Raw genomic sequence first — 23,681 nt, 5'->3', positions numbered from 1 at the left:
CTTCACCGTCACGATGTCCGCTGCTGGACACGGGATGGGTGAAACCGTCACAACCAACTGATCTGTGAGGCGCGAAGGGCGCACGCGCGATCTGCTGAAGAAAGGCGTAAAGGTCGAAAAGCTGGCGCTGATACAGGCATGGCCGGAAGCCGTCGGTCTGTTTGACGAACGTGAGCGTGCCGCCATTGCGTGAGCCGAGTCGGTCACGCGCATCGCGCAGACTGCACGTGCAATATTAGGATTGCGAAGCAACGATTGCAGTGTTCGAGAGCGAAAGCACTCTTGCACCTCAACTTATCCCTTCACCAGGAATCACCATGAGCAATGGAACCACCGTGAATAACGCCGTCATCGAATGCATCCTGAGCCGCAGCGCCGCCAAGTACTACGACCCTGCCGCCACCCTGAGCGACGACCAGATCCGCGAGCTCGTGCGTATCGGCACCTCTGCGCCGACATCCTTCCACTTGCAGAACTGGCGCTTCATCGCCGTGCGCACGCGTGAAGCCAAGGCACGGCTGAGCCCGATCGCCTGGAACCAGCCCGCCGTCACCGATGCTGCCGTTACCTTCATCGTCTGTGGCCAGTTGGCCGATTCCAGCGTCATACCGGAACGCCTGGCTCCGCTGGTGGAAGCGGGCGTGATGCCCGCCGCGATGGTGCCGGAGTGGGAAAACCCCGCACGCGATCTGTACAAGGACTACCCGCAGCGCCAGCGTGACGAGGCCGTACGCACCGGCACCTTCGGCGCGGCGGCGATGATCTACGCGGCGCGCTCGCTGGGCCTGGGTTCGACGCCGATGATCGGTTTCGATGCCGAAGCGGTGCACCGCGAATTCGGACTGGCCAAGGACGAAGTGCCCGTCATGCTGCTGTCCATCGGCGCGGAGCGTCCGGGAAACTGGGCGCAGAAGCCGCGCCGTCCGGTGGCCGATGTGCTGGATCTCGTATAAGTGTTCCTAAAACCCGTAACCTTAAGGATGACTGACATGCCAAGAAGTACCGCTCTAAAGCCGGACCAGGTGCCGGCCGAATCGAAGCCGACTCTCGATGCGTTCAGCAAGAACATCGGCTTCACCCCGAACATGATGGCAACGTTCGCGCAGAGCCCGATCGCGTTCAACGCATGGGCCACGCTGCTCGGCTCCCTGAGCAAGGCACTCGACGTGAAGACGCGTGACAGCATCGGCCTCGCTGTCTCCGAAGTGAATGGCTGCAACTACTGCCTGACGGTTCACAGCTTTACGGCGAAGCATATGGCCCAGCTGCCGGCCGATGAAATCATTCTCGCCCGTAAGGGCCATGCCAGCGACGCGAAGCGCGACGCCGCCGTCCAGTTCGCACGCAAGGTCATCGAGGCCCGCGGCCAGGTCACTGACGCCGATCTGAAAGCCGTCCGCGATGCCGGCTACACCGATGCGAACGTCATGGAGATTGTCGCGCTGGTGGCTATGTACTCCCTGACGAACTTTTTCAACAACGTGTTCGATCCGGAGAAGGACTTTCCCGCCGTTACGCCGGCTGGCGCGATCTGAACTCTATCGGTCGCATGGACCCTCGCCGAGGGTCCCGCGAGGTTTGATGTGATGCAGGCCTAACGGCAAAGCCCGGATGCACCGAAGAGAGATCTGGGAACACGTCCGGGCTTTTCGTATGCGCCGACAACGCTAGGGCACTTTCACATCAAATCAGCATTGCACCGTGACGGGATCGCAAGCGCGGTACTACGTCGGGATGTGTCGACGATCGGCACTGAAGCGAAACATATTTTTCTGGGTAAAGCATGAACAGGTCACAGAAGGTTGTTGTCGTCACCGGCGCGTCACAAGGCATCGGCGCTGAAGTCGTAAAGGCATTCCGAAAGGTCGATTACCGCATTGTCGCGACCTCACGTTCGATCAAGCTGTCGGACGACGAGAACGTCCTGAGCATCGCAGGTGACATCGGCGATCCGTTAACCGCCCAACGTGTCATTTCCGAAGGCGTCGCACGATTTGGCCGGATCGATACGCTGGTGAACAATGCCGGCATCTACATCGGAAAGCCATTCACCGAACACACCGCCGAAGACTACGCTGCCGTGATGAATGTGAACATGGCGGGGTTCTATCACATCACACAACTCGCGATCGCCGAGATGGAAAAGCATTCGAGTGGCCACGTGGTGAGCGTCACAGCCAGCATAGACCACGCAGCAATTAGCGGGATCTACTCGGTTCTGGCGGCACTGACGAAGGGCGGCGTCAACGCTGCCACGAAGTCACTGGCGATCGAGTACGCGAAGAAGGGCATTCGCGTGAACGCCGTCGCTCCAGGGATTATAAAGACGCCGATGCACGCGCCAGAAACTTATGAAGCATTGGGCGCTTTCCACCCTATCGGACGCGTGGGTGAAACAAGCGATATTGCCGACGCCATCCTCTTTCTCGATTCGGCGCCGTTCATCACGGGAGAGATCCTGCACGTCGACGGCGGGCAAAGTGCTGGCCGCTGAGATGCGCCGTCAGTGATCGTGTCGCGACCTGTCTTGCTGCTCAGCGGGGGCGGGGAATCACCTGGGAGGCCACCGGCGCGCGATCCACGCTGCGCGATGAAATTCCAGCTCATAGGGGAGATTCGCACCGACGAACATACGTCTGTCGACGTCGCTTCATCGTCAATTCCCTTGGCGACTCTCTCCGATGAGCAGAGTACTTTTGAAAAGGTGAATCTATGACCTGTCGAGATGAGGACAATATCGTTCGACGCGCGCTGATCGCTCTTTTGGCACCGAAGCCGTTTGCGTCGGAGGCCACTGCGAACACGTGCGTCCGCAACAAGAAGTATCGCCGGAGCGGTCGCGCGGCGACCAGGGCATTTGAGCCTGTCGTTGCCGAAGCGGTCCCCGCTCGCTTTTCAATTGTCGAGCGGCTGTCGTCGGAAACGGTGAGCGTATGCTGGAGCGACGCGACATTGGGCCATTACTCTGGACAGACATGGCGACTGGGACGGGCACGCATCGATTCGTATTGCCTGTTGACGGGCAGACGGATTCGATATGGCGACAAAGTCTTTCGACCTCTGACGCAGCAAGGCAATCTCTCTCCGGAATGCAACCGGATGATCCTTGCCTATGTCGTGAATGATGTTTGCCGCAGCGGTGTGTCGGCGCGACAGGCATTGGGCGCTGCCTAGCGTTGCTCACAACCAGACAAAAGCATAGGGTGAATTGCATTGTGTTTCCGCGCGACGATGGCTTCGGATGAGCCCGGCTATCCGGCGTGCAGATCGAATGTACGAAACAGCTCCGTCACCAGACGCTGCGCCTGCGCCTGACTGCTGATGTTCGTGAATCCCATCAACAGGCCGCGACGCCCCGGCGAGCCGTTGCGCCATGTCGTCAGCGCATGCACGGCGAAGCCTGCGACGCGCGCCCGTTTGGCGAGCGCGATGTCGTCGAGATCTTCGCGCACGTCGACCAGCAGATGCATGCCGCCGTCCTGCAGATGAACGACAAAGCCATCCGCCGCATAGGGCGCGAGCGCTTCGGCGAGCATCGCGCGCCGGCGTGCGTAGAGCGTCCGCATTCGCTTGATATGCCGGGAAAAGTGGCCTTCGGCGATAAAGTCGGCGACCACCGCCTGCATGAGTTCGGGACAACCGCCATGCACGGTCCGCCTGCACGCCAGTTCGAATTGCGGCACGAGGTTCGGCGCGACGACCACATATGACAGCCGCAGTCCAGGGAACAACACCTTGCTGAGCGTCCCGCAGTAGATCACCCGGCCGCATGCGTCCATGCTTTTCAACGCGGGCAACGGATGGCCGCGATAACGATATTCACCGTCATAGTCGTCCTCGACGATCCATGCATCGTGCGCGCCCGCCCAATCGAGAAGTTCGACGCGCCGTTGCAGCGGCAAGGCAACGCCCGTAGGGCTCTGATGCGACGGCGTCACCACAGCAAGCCTCGCATTTGCGAACTGCTTCCGCGCAAAACCGACGTCAAGGCCATGTTCGTCGACGGGCACGTTGCAGACTCGCAGACCCATGCGATCGAGCGTTTGCGCGGTCGGCGGATAGCACGGATGTTCGATCCACGCGCTCTCGCGTGACAGTCCGAGTGCATCGACGATCAAGGCCAGGCTCGCGGTGTAAGCGGGAACGATAAAGACCTGCGCGGCGTGTGCGTCGACGCCGCGCGAGCGGTGCAGATAGGCCGCCAGCGCTTCGCGCAACGGCATGTATCCCGCTGGCGGCGGCTTGTTCAGCGATCCCACCTTGCGCGCCTGCCGCGTCATCAGTCGCGCCCAGAGCTTCCTCGGAAATTCGTCGAGCGCAGGCAGGCCCATCTGGAGCGGCGCGGGATTGCCGCCTTCCATATCGATGATCGTTTCGGGCGCTGACGGGCGCTCGAATGGGCGTGCGGTGACGGGCGCCTTCTTCGCGTGAGCGGGTCTGGCGGGAGCCGTGTGCTCCGAAACGAATGTCCCCGCAGGCCCTCGGGCAACGAGGTAGCCTTCTCCGAGCAGGCGGTCGTAGGCGACCTGCACGGTGCCGCGCGCGACACCGAGCTCGGTGGCCAGCGCGCGCAACGACGACACCTTCTGGCCGGGACTCAGTTGTCCCTGTTCGATCATCGAGCGAAAGCGCGCGTAGATCTGCTCGTGAATGGGCCCCGCCGTGCGGGCCATCGGCTGGGTCATGGCCTGGTCCAAAGCAAAGAAAATGTCCCTGTCAACTATGTCACCGAATGACGACACTGAAGCCTACACCAACCTCCGTTCATCGGCATCATGACAGACGCACCGATTCTCCGACATGCCGAAACAGACGCCGATGTGATGGCATGTTTCGGCGTCATGCAGCAACTGCGTCCGCAATTGCAATCATCCGAAGAGTGGCTCGCTCATGTCGCGGTGCAACGCGCACAGGGCTACCGGCTGCTTGCAGTATGGGACGGCACCAAGCCTGTGGCGCTCGCCGGCTACCGACGCATCGACAACCTGATTCACGGCCGGTTCATCTACGTCGACGACCTGATCACGGATGAAGCGGGGCGCGGTCAAGGGCATGGCGAACGCCTGCTCGGCGAATTGCGCGCGCTTGGCCGCGCGGACAACTGCAACCGGCTCGTGCTCGACACGGCGCTCGCCAATGCACGGGCACAACGTTTCTATTTCCGGGTTGGTTTGTTGGCCCGCGGTCTTCACTTCAGCATGGATCTGCAATGAAAAGTCTCAAGTTGCTGCAACTCGATTGCAGCCCACGGCGCGAGAACTCGACGAGCCGGCATTTCGCCCATCATGTGCTGCCCGCGATGGCCGAGCGTTTCGGGCGAGACATCCAGGTCATCCGGCGCGATCTCGGCGCGGAGCCGCTGCCGCCGATCACGGCCGAGTACGCGGAGTCGCTGATTTTGCCCATTGCCGAAGCGAAGGCGCGGTTCGGCGCGGCACTCGCTCTTTCGGACCATTTGATTCAGGAGCTCGATGATGCAGACATGCTCTGGATCTCCGCGCCCGTGCACAACTTCACGGTGCCCGCCGTGCTGAAGAACTGGATCGATCTCGTGATTCGTCGTGACGTGACGTTCAAGATAACGGAGAACGGCAAGGTTGGCCTGTTGCGCGACCGGCCGACATTCGTCGCGGTGACTGCCGGCGGCGCGATGTTTCGCGAGTCTGCGTTCCAGCCGGACTTCTTCCGTCCTTATCTGAAAGCGGCGCTCGACGTGATCGGACTCAAGGACGTCACGTTCATGCACGCGACGGGCCTCGCCTCTGCGGATGAACCGTTTTCCATCGTGGAGACGAAGGCGGGGCAGTGGCTACGTGAGGCGTCTTTCGGACAAACGATCCCTTCCGCCGTTTAACCCATCGCCGCTGCAGTTCATCACGAGTGCATCGCGTAATGTGTGGAGCACGCTCGCACTTCGCGTAGTTCAAGTCGTTGTATGCCGTCGGTCAGTCGCAGGAAGAATCGATCGGCAGCAAGCCGATCGATCTGACGCGGTTATTTGGCGGGTGACACCGTGCTTGGCGTGGCCAGCGTGTTGTTAGCCCCGAAAGCGCTAGTGCCGGGTGTCGAATTATCGCTCGTGCTCTTTTGCTGGCTCGAGTTCGCCGACGCGGTGCCTGCGCCGCTGTCCGAGCTCGTGGCAGCCGGCGTGCCGTAGCCGCTCGTTGTATTGGCTGCCGGTGACACGGTGCTCGGAGTTGCCAGCGTGTTGTTGCTCTGCGCGTAAACGCTGCCCGACAGCGTGAGTGCGACGACGGCCGCGATTGACATGCTGCTTGCCTTGTTCATGACCCGTTCCTCCTCGTTTGGACTGGAAATTCCGACGCAAACGGTCCGTCTGTTTTTCTCAATGGCGCTCGTTCTGCGCCACGGGTCGTGGCGATCACATTTGCGCGGCCGTTTGCAGTGGTACACGTGAAGCGAACCACAGGTCGTCGCTCAGGGTCGTCAACGAGACACGCGAGCCGTTCCTCGAAAGAATAGACAGCGTGCGAGCGAGCCCCCGGCAACTGAGCACAAGTTTAGGAAAGCCGTCGCTGATAATTAAGCGCATTGTTCGCAAGGGTGAATTTCGGCTTTTAAAGTATTGGGCGTGACCCGGAAAGCATTAGAAAAAACGCGTCCGATCGAGTCGCACCAGCGCGGGTACGGACCAGCAGCGCATCGACGGTATCAAAGGCAGCGACCCGCGACGGCTTGATTCCAGATCTCTCTTGCCGTGCTGCAAATGCAATGGAGGCAATACAAGTCTCGTCGATACTGCTTGTCCATCGCTGCGGTTGATCAGCATCAATCCATCGAGCCTGAGACGTCCGATGATGTCCTCAATGCGCGGCGTCTCATCCATGACGCTGTCATGAGTCGCTGCACGGAAGCGTTCTCCCGTTATCGTCCGCTGGTCGGGCGCGCCTAGGGTCGAGCGGCGCGAGTACTCCGGGTACTCCGGGTACTCCAGGTACTCCGGGCCGTAAGGGCGCGGCAGCGATGAGTCGATGGAGGAGTGACATGCAAACACCATCTGCAAGAAGCGCTGTCCAGGTCATCATGCGAGAGCATCGGCAGCTTTCCGTCGTCATCGCGGGCATGCAGCGTTTCGTCGAATTGCTTGGCGCTGGCGGGAAGACGCCCGGGCTGATGGTCTTCCGGGCGATGCTGTACTACATCCGTGAGTATCCTGATCGAGTACATCATCCGAAGGAGGATCAATACCTGTTTGCGCGCCTGTGGCATCGCGCGCGAGAACTCGACAAGGTGATCGCCGAACTGGAAGCGCAGCACGTGGAGGGCGAAACGCGAATACAAAACATAGAACATGCGCTGACCCGTTATGAACTGACAGGCGAGTCCGCCTTTGCGACATTGCGCGCGATGGTGGACGAGTACGCCGCGTTTTACAGACACCATATGCGGCTCGAAGAAGAAATGATCCTTCCCGCCGCACAACGATTGCTTACGACAGAAGACTGGGTTGAACTGGATGAAGCATTCGGCGCAAACCGCGACCCGTTCGAAGGCGCAAAGCTCGACGAGGATTTCGAGCGGTTGTTTTCTCTGATCGTTCAGACAATTCCGGATGCGCAGGCATGAGCGCGAATGGAACATGCCGTGCGACGACGGTCAACGGCGCCGGCCATACGCGCGCAGGCGCATCAACTCATTGAACGGCAAGTCCCGAAGAGGGAATTCTGTACACTGAACGCATCGCCGCGATCACTTGCGCGAGACATCGATGCCACATGCGTTTTACACGGTAGGCCATTCGACTCGCCCACTGGGCGAATTCATCGAGCTGTTGACGGGCGCACAGATCGAGACAGTAGTCGATGTGCGCAGCATTCCCCGTTCTCGCACGAATCCGCAATTCAATCGTGAGACGTTGCCGGACGCGCTGAGTCGCAAGCACATGGATTACATCCACCTTGCGGGACTGGGCGGGCGGCGCAGCCGATCGAAGGGCGACGCGCCGTCACCCAATGGCTACTGGACGCATCCCGCCTTTCGCAACTATGCGGACTATGCGATGAGCGCCGCATTTCGCGACGCCTTCGCGCAGCTGCTCGAACTCGGCCATCAGCAAAGGTGCGTGATCATGTGTTCGGAAGCCGTGTGGTGGCGATGCCATCGCCGCATCATCGCGGACTACCTGCTGCAGCACGGCGAGACCGTGCTGCATATCATGAACGCCGGTCGCGTGGAGCCAGCGACGATGACACCCGGAGCGCAACCGCAGCTTGACGGAGCGCTGATCTATCCATCGCAGCCGGAACACTGAACGCTATATGCGGGCACGATTCGAAGAGAATCGAATGCGCTTGCACCGCGAAGCGGGCCATGCTGGAAAGGCAACCGAAGGATACCCGTAAGCTAGATCTCTACTCGTGCGCCCACTTCGAATACACGGTTCGCAGGCAGTCTGAAGAAAGCGGCAACATTGCCGACGTTATGCAACATCACGGCAAAAAGCCGTTCGCGCCATAGCGCCATTCCACTGCCCGGCTTTGGCACGACCGTCGCGCGGCTCAGGAACCACGTCGTCGCGGACGGCTCGAACGCAGGCCCCTCCGCTGTGCACTCCGCGAGCGCTTTCGGCAGATCGACTTCGTCCTTGAATCCGTAAGTGACGGTCGCCTGATAAAAGCCTGGGCCTAGCGGCTGCAGTTTCACGCGTTCGCTGTCGGGCACCCACGGTATCTCTTTCGTGACCACCGTCAGGAATACCATGCATTCATGCAGCACCTGATTGTGCTTCAGGTTATTGACGAGCGCATGCGGCACGGCGTCGGGGTTGGGCGTCAGGAAAATCGCCGTGCCACCGACACGCAACGGAGCCCGCGCAAGCAGCGACGTCAGATATTGTTTGAGTGGCGTCGTGCCGGCGCGCACGCGTGCTTCGGCCATCATCATTTCCCAGCCGCGCCCCCAGGTCGCCATGATCGTGAACATCACCGCGCCGATGACAAGCGGAAACCAGCCGCCCGCGACGATCTTCAACAGGTTTGCGGCGAAGAACGTCGCATCGATCACGACGAAGAAAACAGTCGCGAACACGCACAGCAGCCAGTTGTAGTGCCATGCGTAGCGGACGACAAAGAACGTCAGCAACGTGGTGATCAGCATGGTGCCCGTGACCGCGATGCCGTATGCGGCGCCAAGAGCGGTCGACGAGCCGAAGCCGACCACGGCCGCCACCACGGCGGCAAGCAGTGCCCAGTTGATGCCAGGCACGTAGATCTGGCCGATTTCCTGCTCGGATGTGTGGACCACGTTCATGCGAGGCAGAAAGGACAGCTGCATCGCCTGCTTTGTCATCGAGTAGGTGCCGGAGATCACAGCCTGCGAAGCGATGACGGTCGCTATCGTCGCAAGAACGATCATCGGGAAAATCGCCCATTGCGGGAACAGGTGATAGAAGGGGCTCTCCAGCGCGCCGGGGTGGGCAAGCAGGAGTGCTCCCTGGCCCAGATAGTTGAGCGCGAGAGCCGGAAACACGATGCCGAACCATGTGACACGAATCGGGCGTTTGCCGAAATGTCCCATGTCCGCGTAGAGCGCTTCGGCGCCTGTCAGGGACAGCACGACGGCGCCGAGCGCGATGAACGCGAGCCAGCCGTGATGCAGGCAAAAGCCGAGCCCTTGCAGCGGATTGAGCGCGATCAGAATGACGGGTGCCGCGAAAGTGTTGACGAGTCCCACGATGCCGATCACGACGAACCACAACACCATCACGGGACCGAACACCGCGCCGATGCCGCTCGTGCCATGCTTTTGCATGATGAAGAGCGCAATGAGCGCCGCCAGCGTCACGGGAATCACGAATGTCTTCAGCATCGGCGCCGCGACCTCGAGGCCTTCGACGGCGCTCAGTACGGAGATTGCCGGCGTAATCACGCTGTCTCCGAAGAAGAGCGCGGCCCCCATCACGCCGACGACGAGCAACGCGCGGCGCAGCCGTGGCCGCGACGAAACCGAAGAAGCGGCAAGCGCGAGCAGCGCCATGATGCCGCCTTCGCTGTGATTGTCCGCGCGAAGGACCAGCACCACGTACTTGAGCGAAACGACCACCATCAGCGACCAGAAGATCAGCGAGACGATGCCGACGATGTTGAATGCGTTAAGCGGTAGCCCGTTGTTTGAATCGAAGACGGTCGAAAGCGTGTACAGCGGACTCGTGCCGATGTCGCCATAGACGACGCCGAGCGCGGCAAGCGAGAGCGCCGGAAGGGCTTTGCGGTGCTCACCGGGCGCGCCGATCTGATGGGCTTCCGTTGCCGTGGGGGCGGAGTGTCCCATGCCTTCCTCCTGATTCTGTCGCGTGGCAGTGACACGGCCTCACGTGGCCGATGCCGCTGCGCACGGTCGTACGATTCATCATCGTGGGACGATGCGAAATTCGCCAGGGGCTTGCTGGTCCATGGTGCCTTTACGCGCTATGGTTTTAAAAGTATAGGAACTGCGCACAAAAAACGAGGTGCGGCTGCGGCGATGCTCCAGGTATCTCCGGACGATACGGGCGCGTCGCTCATTGGCACCGAAGGCGCAGGTCAACGTGATGCGCGGTGGTGTCGCCCGGCGGAACACATCGGGCATGCATCGGCTGCAACGTCGTCGTGCAAGGCAGCGGTTTTCCATTTTCGTGCGGGGCCGGCCGAGCCAGGTGTCCGCAGACTAGTGGCTGTTCCGAAAGGATGAGCAAGGGAGACGCATGTGTCTGTCGCTAATCCGGTCTTGAGGATTTTCGTCCTCTGCATTGCATGCGCTTGCGCGTGTCTGAGCGCGGCTCGCGCACAGGATGTCGACACCGTTCCCGGCTACCACCGCACGGACGATCGAAGCGGACAATACATCGTGCCCGGCCTGACGTGGCAAAGCGCTTCGCACCTCCATCGCGACGCCCGCTTCGACGGCAAGGTCGATGGCCATGTCTATGCCCAGCCTCTTTACTGGCGCCCGCCCGGTTCGGCGGCCGGACTGCTGATCGCCGCAACGCAGACGAACACCGTCTATGCGCTCGATGCAACAACGGGCCGTGTCGTCTGGCGTACTGTGCTCGGGCCTTCCGTGCGGCGCTCCGCATTGCCGTGCGGCAACGTCGATCCCGTTGGCGTGACGGGCACGCCGGTGATCGATCCCGCTGCGGGCAAGCTTTACGTCGACGCGCTGGTCGACCGTCACGGCGAGCCGGCGCATCTCGTGTATGGCCTGTCTTTGCGCGATGGCTCGGTGCTGCGCGGTTGGCCCGTGGACATCGCGGCCGGCCTGCGGGCACGCGGAATGTCGTTCGATTCACGCGTGCAGAGCGAGCGAGGCGCGCTGGCCATCGTCGATGGCCGGCTCTTCGTCCCGTACGGCGGCAATTTTGGCGACTGCGGCAACTATCACGGCTGGGTGGTCGGCTTGCGCCTCGACAGCCCCGGCGTGTTTGCCGGCTGGATGACGCGCGGGCCCAAGGGCGGCATCTGGGCGCCAGGAGGCATCGCCGTGGCCGACGGGGCGCTGTTCGTCGCGACGGGCAATACCAGCGGCGTCGAGACCTGGGCCGACGGCGAAGCTGTCGTTCGGCTTGCCACCGATCTGAAGCCGCCCGTGAGCGGACGCGACACGTTTGCGCCCGCCGACTGGCATCAACTCGATGATAGCGACCTCGACCTAGGCGGCGCCAATCCGATGCCGGTCGACGTCGACGGGCGGCGGCTGATCGTTGCGCTCGGAAAGGATGGCAAGGCCTACATGCTCGATCGGGACAAGCTGGGCGGCGTGGGTGGTGCGCTTGACGTGCAGCAGGTATCGAGCGCGTCGACCCGAACGGGACCGGCGTCATATCCGGCGCCGAAGGGCGTGTACATCGCGTTTCATGGCAACGGCGTCGCTTGCCCTGGCGGGCAGGGCGGAGCGGGGCTGATCGTCTTGCGGATCGTCGCGGCATCACGCGGCGGCATCAACACCGCCTGGTGTGCCCGGGTGGACGGTGCGGGGAGTCCCATTACGACGACCAGCAACGGCACCGCAGATCGCATCGTGTGGATCGCGGGCGCGGAGGGCGACAACAAACTGCACGGCTTCCGGGGAGACAATGGCCAGCCCGTGTTTGCCGGCGGTGGAAACGAAGACCGTATGCCTGGCCTGCGGCACTTCGCGACCATTCTGGCGGCAGACAGACGGCTCTATATCGCAGGCGACGACAGGATCTACGCGTTCAGCTTTGGACCGTGAGTCGCACCGACAATGAAAATCCATCGCATGGCGGGTCGAGCGGCATCGGCAGGACACGCCCGTCCCGCTCGAATCGGTCTCACGACGGTCGAAAGACCGATCGCACATGGCCACAAAACTAACAGGCGCGACATCTATGAATCAACGATCGCCGATCCGATCGGATATGGCGTCCAGGAATGAGGGTAGCCGTGATAACCCATGCCTCATCACGGCTACCTTTTGCTTTGCCTACTTGAACTTATGGTGTCCCCACAACCTTTTCGGTTGTCCCGTTCTTTCGGCTAGCCGCACGCGCCGATTTCACCGCACGCCGTGCAGAAGTCGCAGCCGTCCTTGCGGATCACCGCATTCGCGCCGCAATTGCCGCACTTGCGGCCGTGCATCGTATGCAGTGCCTGAACGCCGCGCTCTTCCGCCGATCCCTCTTCGATGGACGAGAGCGTATTGTCGGCGCTCGACGCATTTGGATTCGCCTGGCCGCGCGGCAAGCGTGCGAGCAGGCGCGACGGCACCTGATTGCCCTCGGCATCGAGAAAGCCGCGCCGGTGCAAGATCTGCTGGAGCGCATACGCGAGCGCCGCGACTTCCGAATCGTGCCAGCGCGGCGAGCGATGGCCGTCGAGCCGCTGCACTTCGCCGAGCCGCACCTGGCCGCGATCCCATGAAACCTTGCGCAAGTCCTGCAGATTGCGCGCGACAAAGCCCCCGCGAGCCGCGAGCGACAGCGACCGCATCGTTGCCGTGATCCATTGCTGCGATTCGTCGCGTTGGCCGGCTGGAATGAAGAACTCGATAGGCCGCTCGATCGTCACTTCCTCGCCGCCCACGCGCCCCGTCACTTCGATGAACGATACGGCCAGATACAGCGACTTCTTGCCCGCTGCCGTCAGGTATTCGACCTTCTCGATGATCGCGGGCAACTCGCCCTTGGGCCGATGATCGATCGCGATGCGCAGCGGGTCCAGATCGATTTCGGCGAGCGCATCGGCGGGCGTGGCCGCGGGCTCCTGCGTCACGCTCAGCACCGCGCCCAGCGTCTCGTTCGGGCGATACGTCGCGAGGCCCTTGAGCCTGCTTTTCCATGCATCGAAATAGAGGGTTTCGAACGCATCGAACGGGTAATCGGCAGGCACGTTGACCGTCTTCGAAATCGACGTGTCGATGAACGGCTGCACGGCGGCCATCATGTCCAGATGATCGCGCGCCGACATCTCCAGCGCGCTCACGAAGTACTCGGGCAGACTGCCGACATCGCCGCCCAGCTCGCGATAAAGACGGTACGCGTGATCTTCGACGGCGAACTGCTCGCGGCTGCCGTCCGCCATCACCTTCATGCGCGTGTACGTCCAAGAGAACGCGGGCTCGATGCCGTTCGATGCGTTGTCCGCGAACGCGAGACTGACGGTGCCCGTCGGCGCGATGGAGAGCAGGTGGCTGTTGCGGATGCCGTGCTTGCGGATCGACTCCTTCACGTCGTCGGGCAGGCGCGACGCGAACGTGCCTTCTTCCAGATATTGCTTCGCGTTGAAGAGCGGAAACGCACCGCGCTCGCGCGCGAGCTCGACGGATGCGCGATACGCTTCGTCGCGCATCAGCCGCGCGATGCGCACGGCGAAGTCGCGGCCTTCCTGTGAGTTGTAGCGCAAGCCCATCATCACGAGCGTATCGCCCAGGCCCGTGAAGCCCACGCCGATACGCCGCTTCGCACGCGACTCGTCGTATTGCTGCGTGAGCGGCCACAGCGTCACGTCGAGCACGTCGTCGAGAAAGCGCACATGGATGCGCGTGCGTTCGGCGAGCGCGTCCCAGTCGAACGACGGCTTGCCGCCGTGCCGCTGCGCGAACGGATCGATCACGAAGCGCGTGAGATTGAGCGGCCCGAGATTGCAGCATCCATAAGGCGGCAGCGGCTGCTCGCCACAAGGATTGGTCGCGCGGATCGTTTCGGCGGCGCGCAGATTGTTGTCCTCGTTCATCCGCGAGATGAAGACGATGCCGGGCTCCGCGATGTCGTAGGTCGAGCGCATGATGCGATCGAAGATCTCTTTCGCGCGCCGCTCGCTGTAGACCCACATGCCGTCTTCGCGCTGATGCACGTCATTGGCCGCGCGCATCGCGGGCGACGGTTCGGCGCGATGCACGAGCTGCCACATCTCGTCGTTTTCGACCGCGCGCATGAACTCGTCGCTGACGGCGACGGACACGTTGAAGTTGTTCCAGCGGCCCTTCGAATGCTTGGCTTCGATGAACTCGAGCAGATCGGGATGCGTGCAGTCGAGCACGGCCATTTGCGCGCCGCGCCGCGAGCCCGCGCTTTCGACAGTGCGGCACGACGCATCGAACACGTCGATATAGCTGCACGGACCCGATGCCGACGAACTCGTGGTTTTCACGCGCGCGCCATGCGGCCGGATCGCCGAGAAGTTATAGCCGACGCCGCCGCCGCGCCGCATCGTCTCGGCTGCCTGCAGCAACGCGACGTAAATGCCCGGCAGACCCTGCTCGTCGACGCCCTGAATGCTGTCGCCCACGGGCTGCACGAAGCAGTTGATCAGCGTCGCCGCGATGCCCGTGCCGGCCGCGCTCATAATGCGGCCCGCGCCCAGTGCGCCGTTCTTCAGGTTCTCGGCGAAGCGGGCCTCGATGACGGGACGCAACGCCTCGGGCTCGGCCATCGCGACGCCGCGCGCAACGCGTTCGTACACGTCGTCGGCCGTGCGTTCGTCGCCTTTTGCGTATTTTTCGAGCAGCACGTCGAGCGAGAATTGCTGCGGCGCGATGGAGGTGGAATCGAGCGGAGTGAGATCGTTGTCGGTGTCAGCCATGAGCAGCCTCGAAGGGCGGCGCTCCAGCGATTCGCGCGAACTGCGCGACGCCGCGCCGCGTTGAGCCTCACCATAGCGCAGCGAACGGGATGCTGCAAACGCCACGAAGCGCGAGCAGGCCGTATGCCTGCCCGAGCGCAAAGCCCCGCTGGATAGCTTGCGGCGAAAGCACGCGCTCAGGCGTGGGCGGGAAGGGTCGCGAGGCCGCTCAACACCGGATGCGCGAGCGGTGCAACCTGCTTGCGGCGCTCGCGCGTGGGCGCCGTGCCGAATGCGTCGCGATAGCTCTTGCTGAAGTGGCATGCGGACTGGAAGCCACACGCCATCGTGATGTGCATGATCGACATGTCGGTCTGCAGCAGCAGTTCGCGCGCGCGGCGCAGACGCAACGTCAGATAGTAGTGTGTCGGCGTCATGCCGAGATGCTCGCGGAAGAGCCGCTGCAATTGCCGTTGCGACATGTTCGCGAGCCGCGCGAGTTCTTCGCGCGACAACGGCTCTTCGATGTTGTTCTCCATCAGCGCGATGACTTCGAACAGCGACTTGTTCGCCGAGCCGAGCCGCGCGACCAGCGGCATCCGTTGTTGAGCGCTGTTGTCGCGCACGTGCTCGACGATGAACTGCTCGGCGATCTGCGTGACGCGCGGCGTGCCGACACGCGCGGCGATCAGGTTCAGCATCATGTCGAGCGGCGCGACGCCGCCCGTGCACGTGACGCGGTCGCGATCGATCACGAACAGTTCCTTGAGGAAGCGCGTGTCGGGAAACTCTTCCTTGAGCGCCGACATGTTCTCCCAGTGAATCGCGCACGCATAGCCCGCGAGCAGTCCCGACTTCGCGAGCGCATAGGTGCCCGTGCACAGGCTGCCCAGCGCGACGCCTGCGCGCGCGAAGCGGCGCAGCGTCGACAGATGTTCGGGCGTGGTTTCGCGCTGCACGTCGATGCCGCCGCAGACGAACACGATGTCCGGCGTGCCGACGCATTCGGCGGGGCCCGTATCGACTGAGAGACCGTTGCTTGCCGTGACCGGGCCGCCGTTCGGGCTGACGATCGACCACCTGTAGAGCGACTGACCGCTCAGATAATTGGCCATGCGCAGTACTTCGATCGCATTCGTGAAGGCGATCATCGTGAAGTTGGGCAGCGGCATGAACGCGAAGTGCGATAACGACGCGGTTCGATCTGGCGACATGATTCGGGCGTTCCTTCAGCTCGATGTTTTATTGCGGCCGGGGGTGGGGCAATTCGGCCTTCTTATTCTGAGATCGGGGGCAACAAGCATGCCATACGGCTAAACCCTGGCTACAAACGGGTTTTGCTCAATGCATGGGTCAAGCCGCACTGCCGCTGTGCATTCTCCGCACTGCGCGCGGGCTTCTCGCGCTCGCCAGCAGTGCCATCCGCACGTTTTGCCGGCGATAAAACGTTGCATTGCACCATTCAACGGGCGCTTTAAGACAACTTGAGCGCAACTCTATCGCCTCTTTAGATCCACTTCTATTCAGCGAATTGGCTGGACCAATTAGCACGGTCGATCACTTGTCCAAAACGGACCTCCATGGCGGAAAAGGTAAAGAACGCGTCTGAAATCGTAAATTGACGAATCGGGCGAAAGACAAGAATAGAGCCGTCGGTGGAGGTGGTGCAAAGCCAGTCCAGTCAAGGGATAGCGCGGAATTGGACAGCCGGCCTCGCACAACTCTTTTCGCTTTCCAGTCATCAACGGACTTCTAACGGACGCCATGTCGAACGCCAACCCTTTCTTCTCGCAGACCCTCGCCGAACGCGACGCAGCCGTGCGCAAGTCGGTGCTCAAGGAACTCGAACGCCAGCAGTCGCAGGTCGAACTGATCGCGTCGGAAAACATCGTGTCGCGCGCGGTGCTCGAAGCGCAAGGCTCGGTGCTGACGAACAAGTACGCGGAAGGTTATCCGGGCAAGCGCTACTACGGCGGTTGCGAGTTCGTCGATGAAGTGGAAGCGCTCGCGATCGACAGGATCAAGAAGCTCTTCAACGCAGGCTTCGCCAATGTGCAGCCGCATTCGGGTGCGCAGGCGAACGGCTCCGTGATGCTCGCGCTCGCGAAGCCCGGCGATACGATTCTCGGCATGTCGCTCGATGCGGGCGGCCACCTGACGCACGGCGCAAAGCCCGCGCTGTCCGGCAAATGGTTCAACGCGGTCCAGTACGGCGTGAACCGCGAGACGATGCGCATCGACTATGACCAGATCGAAAAGCTCGCGCACGAGCACAAGCCGTCGCTGATCATCGCTGGCTTCTCCGCTTATCCGCGCGTGCTCGATTTCGCGCGCTTCCGCGCGATCGCCGATAGCGTCGGCGCGAAGCTGATGGTCGACATGGCGCACATCGCGGGCGTGATCGCGGCGGGCCGTCATCCGAATCCCGTCGAGCATGCGCACGTCGTGACGTCGACCACGCACAAGACGCTGCGTGGTCCGCGCGGCGGCTTCGTCCTCACCAACGACGAAGAGATCGCGAAGAAGATCAACTCGGCTGTGTTCCCGGGTCTGCAGGGCGGTCCGCTGATGCACGTGATCGCGGGCAAGGCGGTCGCGTTCGGCGAAGCGCTCGAAGACAGCTTCAAGACGTATATCGACAACGTGCTGGCCAACGCTCGGGCGCTGGGCGAGGTGCTGAAGGAAGGCGGCGTCGATCTCGTGACGGGCGGCACCGACAACCATCTGCTGCTCGTCGATCTGCGGCCGAAGGGCTTGAAGGGCACGCAGGTCGAGCAGGCGCTGGAGCGCGCGGGCATCACCTGCAACAAGAACGGCATTCCGTTCGATACGGAAAAGCCGACGGTCACGTCGGGCATTCGCCTGGGCACGCCGGCGGGCACGACGCGCGGCTTCGGCGTCGCCGAATTCCGCGAGATCGGCCGGCTGATTCTCGAAGTGTTCGACGCGCTGCGCTCGCATCCCGATGGCGATGCCGCAACCGAGCAGCGCGTGCGCAAGGAAATCTTCGCGCTGTGCGAGCGCTTCCCGATCTACTGAGCGGTCGCAAACGCGCCGTCCCCAAACACCACAGCTACGGAGTCAAGCATGAGCAACCTGCACGAGAGCAGCATCATCATCGACGGCCTGAACATTTCGAAGTTCGAGCGCTCGGTGTTCGAGGACATGAGAAAGGGCGGCGTCACGGCCGTCAACTGCACGGTCTCCGTGTGGGAAGACTTTCAGAAGACCGTCGACAACATCGCGGAAATGAAGCAGCAGATACGCGAGTACAGCGAGATCCTGACGCTGGTGCGCACGACCGACGACATTCTGCGCGCAAAGAAAGAGAACAAGACGGGCATCATTTTCGGCTTCCAGAACTCGTATGCATTCGAGGACAACCTCGGCTATATCGAAGTGTTCAAGGAACTCGGCGTGAACGTGGTGCAGCTTTGCTACAACACGCAGAACCTCGTCGGCACCGGCTGCTATGAAGCGGACGGCGGCCTCTCGGGCTATGGCCGCGAAGTGATCCAGGAGATGAACCGCGTTGGCATTCTGGTCGATCTCTCGCACGTCGGTGCAAAGACGTCGTCGGATGCGATCGCCTGCTCGAAGAAGCCCGTCACGTACTCGCACTGCTGCCCGTCGGGTCTCAAGGATCACCCGCGCAACAAGACGGATGAGCAGTTGAGAGAGATCGCCGATGCAAACGGCTTCGTCGGCGTGACGATGTTCTCGCCGTTCCTGAAGAAAGGCCCGGATGCGACCGTCGACGATTATCTCGAAGCGATCGACTATGTGATCGACGTGATCGGCGAAGACAAGGTCGGTATCGGCACGGACTTCACGCAGGGCTATAGCACCGAATTCTTCGACTGGATCACGCATGACAAGGGCCGCTATCGTCGTCTGACGAACTTCGGCAAGGTTGTGAATCCGGAAGGCATCCGCACGATCGGCGAATTCCCGAACCTGACGGCCGCGATGGAACGCGCGGGCTGGGCCGAGTCCCGCATCAAGAAAGTGATGGGCGAGAACTGGATGCGCTTCTTCGGCGAAGTCTGGAACGTCTAAACCAAACGTACAAGACAAGGAACCCCCACGATGCAACCGCAACTGCCCATCGATGTCGATCCGAACACCGGCGTCTGGACCACCGACGCGCTGCCGATGCTGTACGTGCCGCGCCATTTCTTCACGAACAATCATACGGCCGTCGAAGAAGCGCTCGGCCGCGACGTCTACGCCGAGATTCTCTACAAGGCCGGCTACAAGTCCGCTTATCACTGGTGCGACAAGGAAGCGAAGCAGCATGGCATCACTGGCATGGCCGTGTTCGAGCATTACCTGAACCGTCTGTCGCAACGCGGCTGGGGCCTCTTCAAGATCGTCGAAGCCGATCCGTCGACGGCGCGCGCGAAGATCGAATTGCATCACTCGTCGTTCGTGCTCGCGCAGCCGGGGAAGGTTGGCAAGCTTTGCTACATGTTCGCCGGCTGGTTCGCGGGTGCAATGGATTGGGTGAACGACACCAGCGACGGCGGCAAGAACGCGCCGCGCGCGCAGTCGAAAGAAGTGCAGTGCGCAGCCGAGCATCACGATCACTGCGTATTTGAAGTGTCGCCGATTGCACGTTAACACTGCACGGCATATCAGAGCCTGAACCGAACACCGCCCGAGGTCGCTTGCGATGCGTTACCCCAATCTGTTCAAACCCTTGACGCTCAATCAGCTGACGCTGCGCAATCGCATCGTCAGTACCGCGCATGCCGAGGTCTATGCCGAACCGGGCGGTCTGCCCGGGGACCGCTATATCCGCTATTACGAGGAAAAGGCCAAGGGCGGTGTCGGCCTCGCCGTGTGCGGCGGGTCGAGCCCGGTGTCGATCGACAGTCCGCAGGGCTGGTGGAAGTCCGTCAATCTGTCGACGGACAAGATCATCGATCCGCTGTCGCGTCTCGCGGAAGCGATGCATCGGCACGGCGCGAAGATCATGATTCAGGCGACGCACATGGGCCGCCGCTCCGCGTTTCATGGCGAGCACTGGCCGCATCTGATGACGCCTTCCGGCGTGCGCGAGCCCGTGCATCGCGGCAACGCGAAGATCATCGAAGTGGAAGAGATCCGCCGCATCATCGGCGACTTCGCGGCGGCTGCGAAGCGCGTGAAGGACGCGGGCATGGACGGCATCGAGATTTCGGCCGCGCACCAGCATCTGATCGATCAGTTCTGGAGCCCGCGCACGAACTTCCGCACGGACGAATGGGGCGGCTCGCTCGAAAACCGTCTGCGCTTCGGCGTCGAAGTATTGAACGCCGTGCGCGAAGCGGTCGGCAAGGACTTCTGCGTGGGCTTGCGCATGTGCGGCGACGAGTTCCATGAAGACGGCCTCGATCACGAACAGCTGAAGGAAATCGCCCAGGCGATGGCGGAGACGGGCCTGATCGATTACATCGGCGTGATCGGCTCGGGCGCGGACACGCACAACACGCTCGCGAACTGCATGCCGCCGATGGCGCTGCCGCCCGAGCCGTTCGTGCATCTCGCGGCGGGCATCAAATCGGTTGTGAAGCTGCCCATCATGCACGCGCAAAGCATTCGCGACGCAGGGCAAGCGGAGCGTCTGCTCGCGAACGGCATGGTCGATCTCGTCGGCATGACGCGCGCGCAGATCGCCGATCCGCACATGGTCATCAAGATCCGCGATGGCCGCGAGGACGAAATCAAGCAGTGCGTCGGCGCGAACTATTGCATCGACCGTCAGTACAACGGGCTCGACGTGCTGTGCGTGCAGAACGCGGCGACTTCGCGCGAAGCGACGATGCCTCACGTGATCGAAAAGACGCGTGGGCCGCGCCGCAAGGTCGTAGTGGTCGGCGCGGGCCCGGCGGGACTCGAAGCGGCGCGCGTCGCACGCTCGCGCGGTCACGATGTCGTGCTGTTCGAGAAGAGCGATGCCGTCGGCGGCCAGATCATGCTGGCCGCGAAAGCGCCGCAACGCGAGCAGATGGCGGGCATCGTGCGCTGGTTCGACATGGAAACGAAGCGCCTGGGCGTCGACCGGCGTCTCGGAGTCGAAGCCGACGAGAAGATGATTCTCGCCGAGAAGCCCGACATCATCGTGCTCGCAACAGGCGGTTCCAGCTTCACGCATCAGGTGCCCGCATGGGGCGTCGACGAAGGTTTGGCCGTCAGTTCGTGGGACATCCTGTCGGGCAAGGTCGAGCCGAAGCAGAACGTGCTCGTGTACGACGGCGTGAGCACGCATGCGGGCGCGGGTGTCGCCGATTTCATCTCGAGCCGCGGCTCGAAGGTCGAGATCGTGACGCCGGACGTGAAAGTGGCCGACGACGTCGGCGGCACCACGTTCCCGATTTTCTACCGGCGCCTCTACGCGCAGGGCGTGATCCATACGCCGAACTACTGGCTCGATCGTGTGTACGAAGAGGACGGCAAGAAGATCGCCGTGATCCGCAACGAGTACACGGAAGAACAGGAAGAGCGCGCCGTCGATCAGGTCGTGATCGAAAACGGCAGCACGCCGAACGACGCGCTTTACTGGAAGCTCAAGCCCGAGTCAGTGAATCGCGGCCAGGTCGACGTGCAAAAACTGTTCGCCGCCGAACCGCAGCCGTCGCTCTCCGAAGAACTCGGCAACGGACGCTTCCTGCTGTTCCGTGTCGGCGATTGCATTTCGATGCACAACATTCACGGCGCGATCTATGACGCGCTGCGCCTTTGCAAGGACTTTTGACGATGAGCCCGGCGTTTCTCATTACCGCGCTGTTGTGGGTATCGGTCGCCGGCCTTGCGTTCGCGGTCGCAAAACGGGCGGCTTACTGGCGTCTCGGACGGGCAACGGCAGCCGGCGCATTCGGCTGGACCAATCTGCTGACCATCCCGAAGCGCTATTTCGTCGATCTGCATCATGTCGTGGCGCGCGATCCGTACATCGCGAAGACGCACATCGCCACGGCAGGCGGCGCGATTGCGGCATTCGCACTCGTCTTCGTCAACTACGGGCTCGCGCTGTATTCGCCGTGGCTCGACCGGCTGATCTTTCTGGCCGCGCTGATCATGCTGGTGGGCGCCGTGTTCGTATGGCGGCGCCGTCATGCGAAGGATGTGCCCGCGCGTCTGTCGCGTGGTCCGTGGAATACGCTGCCGTGGCTGCTCGGTTCGTTCGCGCTCGGTCTGCTGCTGTACACGCTGCTGCCGGCATCGGCGATGTCGGGCGGGCTCGCGATCGTCTTCGCGCTGCTGATCGCGGCGGGTGCGTTCGCGATGACATTCGGCGCGGCGCGCGGCGGTCCGATGAAGCATGCGCTCGCGGGTCTCCTGCATCTCGCGTTTCATCCGCGTCAGGAACGCTTTGCTGCGGAAGGCGAAGTGCGTAAAGAGCAGATCGTTCCGCCGACGGCACTGAAAGCGCCCGTGCTCGAACAGAACGAGTATGGCGTCGGCAAGCCCGTCGAGTTTCGCTGGAATCAGTTGCTGAGCTTCGATGCGTGCGTGCAGTGCGGCAAGTGCGAAGCGGCATGTCCGGCATTCGCGGCAGGCCAGCCGCTGAATCCGAAGAAGCTGATCCAGGATCTCGTGACGGGCATGGTCGGCGGCACGGACGCGGCCTACGCGGGCAGCCCGACGCCCGGCATCAAGGTCGGCCAGCACGGCGGCGAGCCGCAGCGCCCGATCATATCGAGCCTGATCGAAGCCGATACCGTGTGGTCTTGCACGACGTGCCGTGCTTGCGTACACGAATGCCCGATGCTGATCGAGCACGTCGATGCCATCGTCGACATGCGCCGCAACCAGACGCTCGTGCATGGCACCGTGCCGGGCAAGGGCCCCGAAGTGCTCGCGAATCTGCGCGAGACGGGCACGGCAGGCGGCTATGACAAGGCGGCGCGCTACGACTGGTCGGTCGATCTGAGTTCGCCTGTTGCGCAGCCGGGCAAGCCTGTCGATGTGCTGCTCGTTGCCGGCGAAGGCGCGTTCGACATGCGTTATCAGCGCACGCTGCGCTCGCTCGTCAAGGTGCTGAACAAGGCGGGCGTCGATTACGCGGTGCTGGGCGCGCAGGAAACGGATACGGGCGACGTTGCGCGGCGTCTCGGCGACGAGGCCACGTTCCAGCGCATGGCGAAGCAGATGATGGGCACGCTGTCCACGCTGAACTTCAAACGCATCGTCACCGCCGATCCGCACGTGATGCACAGCCTGCGCAACGAGTATCGCGCGCTCGGCGGTCGCTACGACGTGCTGCATCACACGACGTTTCTCGCGGAACTGGTCGCGAGCGGCAAGCTGTCGACGAAAGCCGTCAGTGCATTCAACGACAGGAAGATCACGTATCACGATCCGTGCTACCTGGGCCGCTACAACGGCGAGACGGAAGCGCCGCGCCAGTTGCTGAAGACGATCGGCATCAAGGTCGTCGAGATGGAGCGGCACGGCAAGCGTGGACGTTGCTGCGGCGGTGGCGGCGGTGCGCCGCTGACGGACATCCCCGGCAAGCAGCGCATTCCCGATATCCGCATCGCCGATGCGCGTGCGATCGGTGCGGAAGTGGTCGCGGTGGGCTGCCCGAACTGCACGGCGATGCTCGAAGGCGTGGTCGGTCCGCGTCCCGAAGTGCTCGATGTGGCCGAACTCGTTGCGGCAGCGCTGGAGTGAACG

The 23,681-nt window shown here is 62.3% G+C and carries 21 protein-coding genes and 1 pseudogene; 15 read left to right on the top strand and 7 right to left on the bottom strand.

Annotated elements, in window-relative coordinates; genetic code table 11:
• Positions 1–82: 82 nt before the first annotated feature.
• From VSR68_RS27710 to VSR68_RS27690, 5 genes and pseudogenes are all read left to right on the top strand, one after another.
• Positions 83–190, top strand: a pseudogene (locus tag VSR68_RS27710) (carboxymuconolactone decarboxylase family protein); the annotation flags it as partial.
• Between the two features lie 127 nt (positions 191–317).
• Positions 318–953: a nitroreductase family protein gene (locus VSR68_RS27705; protein WP_342942904.1), complete on the top strand. Its 636-nt coding sequence runs from the start codon at positions 318–320 to the stop codon at positions 951–953.
• A 36-nt stretch (positions 954–989) separates the two neighbouring features.
• Complete coding sequence (locus VSR68_RS27700; protein WP_342942903.1) at positions 990–1,535, top strand: carboxymuconolactone decarboxylase family protein; 546 nt, start codon at positions 990–992, stop codon at positions 1,533–1,535.
• Between the two features lie 248 nt (positions 1,536–1,783).
• On the top strand, positions 1,784–2,494 hold the full coding sequence (locus VSR68_RS27695; RefSeq protein ID WP_342942902.1) for an SDR family NAD(P)-dependent oxidoreductase: 711 nt from the start codon (positions 1,784–1,786) through the stop codon (positions 2,492–2,494).
• Between the two features lie 218 nt (positions 2,495–2,712).
• Positions 2,713–3,174 (top strand): DUF3331 domain-containing protein, encoded by a 462-nt coding sequence (locus VSR68_RS27690; protein WP_342942901.1) that lies wholly within the window; start codon positions 2,713–2,715, stop codon positions 3,172–3,174.
• A 77-nt stretch (positions 3,175–3,251) separates the two neighbouring features.
• Here VSR68_RS27690 and VSR68_RS27685 read toward each other — a convergent pair whose 3' ends face one another.
• Positions 3,252–4,685, bottom strand: coding sequence for a PLP-dependent aminotransferase family protein (locus VSR68_RS27685; RefSeq protein WP_342942900.1), 1,434 nt, complete (start codon positions 4,683–4,685; stop codon positions 3,252–3,254).
• Positions 4,686–4,775: 90 nt separating this feature from the next.
• Here VSR68_RS27685 and VSR68_RS27680 point away from each other — a divergent pair, with 90 nt between their 5' ends.
• Together VSR68_RS27680 and VSR68_RS27675 are read left to right on the top strand one after the other, a co-directional pair.
• A complete protein-coding gene (locus VSR68_RS27680; protein ID WP_342942899.1) occupies positions 4,776–5,213 on the top strand; it encodes a GNAT family N-acetyltransferase in 438 nt (145 codons plus the stop codon).
• Positions 5,210–5,854, top strand: coding sequence for an FMN-dependent NADH-azoreductase (locus VSR68_RS27675; protein WP_342942898.1), 645 nt, complete (start codon positions 5,210–5,212; stop codon positions 5,852–5,854). Before VSR68_RS27680 ends, VSR68_RS27675 begins: the two co-directional genes overlap by 4 nt.
• A gap of 140 nt (positions 5,855–5,994) precedes the next feature.
• Here VSR68_RS27675 and VSR68_RS27670 read toward each other — a convergent pair whose 3' ends face one another.
• Both VSR68_RS27670 and VSR68_RS27665 read right to left on the bottom strand, forming a co-directional pair.
• Complete coding sequence (locus VSR68_RS27670) at positions 5,995–6,288, bottom strand: hypothetical protein (RefSeq protein ID WP_342942897.1); 294 nt, start codon at positions 6,286–6,288, stop codon at positions 5,995–5,997.
• A gap of 319 nt (positions 6,289–6,607) precedes the next feature.
• Positions 6,608–7,024 (bottom strand): hypothetical protein, encoded by a 417-nt coding sequence (locus VSR68_RS27665; RefSeq protein WP_342942896.1) that lies wholly within the window; start codon positions 7,022–7,024, stop codon positions 6,608–6,610.
• Here VSR68_RS27665 and VSR68_RS27660 point away from each other — a divergent pair.
• Positions 7,006–7,587, top strand: coding sequence for a hemerythrin domain-containing protein (locus VSR68_RS27660; RefSeq protein WP_342942895.1), 582 nt, complete (start codon positions 7,006–7,008; stop codon positions 7,585–7,587). The genes VSR68_RS27665 and VSR68_RS27660 overlap by 19 nt on opposite strands.
• A 142-nt stretch (positions 7,588–7,729) precedes the next feature.
• Positions 7,730–8,272, top strand: a complete 543-nt coding sequence (locus tag VSR68_RS27655) for a DUF488 domain-containing protein (protein ID WP_342942894.1) — start codon at positions 7,730–7,732, stop codon at positions 8,270–8,272.
• A gap of 92 nt (positions 8,273–8,364) precedes the next feature.
• Here the strand turns inward: VSR68_RS27655 and VSR68_RS27650 are convergent, their stop codons facing one another.
• Both VSR68_RS27650 and VSR68_RS27645 read right to left on the bottom strand, forming a co-directional pair.
• Positions 8,365–10,290 carry a potassium transporter Kup gene (locus VSR68_RS27650; protein WP_342942893.1) on the bottom strand — a complete coding sequence of 642 codons (1,926 nt, stop codon included), beginning with the start codon at positions 10,288–10,290 and terminating at the stop codon, positions 8,365–8,367.
• Between the two features lie 78 nt (positions 10,291–10,368).
• Positions 10,369–10,587 carry a hypothetical protein gene (locus VSR68_RS27645; RefSeq protein WP_342942892.1) on the bottom strand — a complete coding sequence of 73 codons (219 nt, stop codon included), beginning with the start codon at positions 10,585–10,587 and terminating at the stop codon, positions 10,369–10,371.
• Between the two features lie 258 nt (positions 10,588–10,845).
• Here VSR68_RS27645 and VSR68_RS27640 point away from each other — a divergent pair, with 258 nt between their 5' ends.
• Positions 10,846–12,210, top strand: coding sequence for a hypothetical protein (locus VSR68_RS27640; RefSeq protein WP_342942891.1), 1,365 nt, complete (start codon positions 10,846–10,848; stop codon positions 12,208–12,210).
• Between the two features lie 284 nt (positions 12,211–12,494).
• Here VSR68_RS27640 and VSR68_RS27635 read toward each other — a convergent pair whose 3' ends face one another.
• Positions 12,495–15,038 carry an adenosylcobalamin-dependent ribonucleoside-diphosphate reductase gene (locus VSR68_RS27635; RefSeq protein WP_342942890.1) on the bottom strand — a complete coding sequence of 848 codons (2,544 nt, stop codon included), beginning with the start codon at positions 15,036–15,038 and terminating at the stop codon, positions 12,495–12,497.
• A gap of 176 nt (positions 15,039–15,214) precedes the next feature.
• A complete protein-coding gene (locus VSR68_RS27630) occupies positions 15,215–16,231 on the bottom strand; it encodes a GlxA family transcriptional regulator (protein ID WP_342942889.1) in 1,017 nt (338 codons plus the stop codon).
• Positions 16,232–16,781: 550 nt separating this feature from the next.
• Between VSR68_RS27630 and VSR68_RS27625 the strand changes: the two genes are divergently transcribed.
• The 5 genes from VSR68_RS27625 to VSR68_RS27605 are packed head-to-tail and all read left to right on the top strand — an operon-like array spanning position 16,782 to position 23,678.
• Positions 16,782–18,056 carry a serine hydroxymethyltransferase gene (locus VSR68_RS27625; protein ID WP_342942888.1) on the top strand — a complete coding sequence of 425 codons (1,275 nt, stop codon included), beginning with the start codon at positions 16,782–16,784 and terminating at the stop codon, positions 18,054–18,056.
• Positions 18,057–18,104: 48 nt separating this feature from the next.
• Positions 18,105–19,076: a dipeptidase gene (locus VSR68_RS27620; protein ID WP_342942887.1), complete on the top strand. Its 972-nt coding sequence runs from the start codon at positions 18,105–18,107 to the stop codon at positions 19,074–19,076.
• A gap of 30 nt (positions 19,077–19,106) precedes the next feature.
• The gene (locus VSR68_RS27615) at positions 19,107–19,640 is read left to right on the top strand and encodes a DUF5943 domain-containing protein (RefSeq protein ID WP_342942886.1); all 534 of its coding nucleotides are present in this window, start codon (positions 19,107–19,109) and stop codon (positions 19,638–19,640) included.
• A 52-nt stretch (positions 19,641–19,692) separates the two neighbouring features.
• The gene (locus VSR68_RS27610) at positions 19,693–21,756 is read left to right on the top strand and encodes an NADH:flavin oxidoreductase (protein ID WP_342933199.1); all 2,064 of its coding nucleotides are present in this window, start codon (positions 19,693–19,695) and stop codon (positions 21,754–21,756) included.
• 2 nt (positions 21,757–21,758) lie between these two features.
• Positions 21,759–23,678 carry a (Fe-S)-binding protein gene (locus VSR68_RS27605; protein ID WP_342942885.1) on the top strand — a complete coding sequence of 640 codons (1,920 nt, stop codon included), beginning with the start codon at positions 21,759–21,761 and terminating at the stop codon, positions 23,676–23,678.
• Positions 23,679–23,681: the final 3 nt, after the last annotated feature.

The organism is Paraburkholderia phymatum, from assembly GCF_038900715.1.
Lineage (GTDB): Bacteria > Pseudomonadota > Gammaproteobacteria > Burkholderiales > Burkholderiaceae > Paraburkholderia > Paraburkholderia phymatum_A.
Note: the sequence above shows the minus strand (reverse complement) of the source record. Positions and strands in the feature narration are given on the sequence as shown.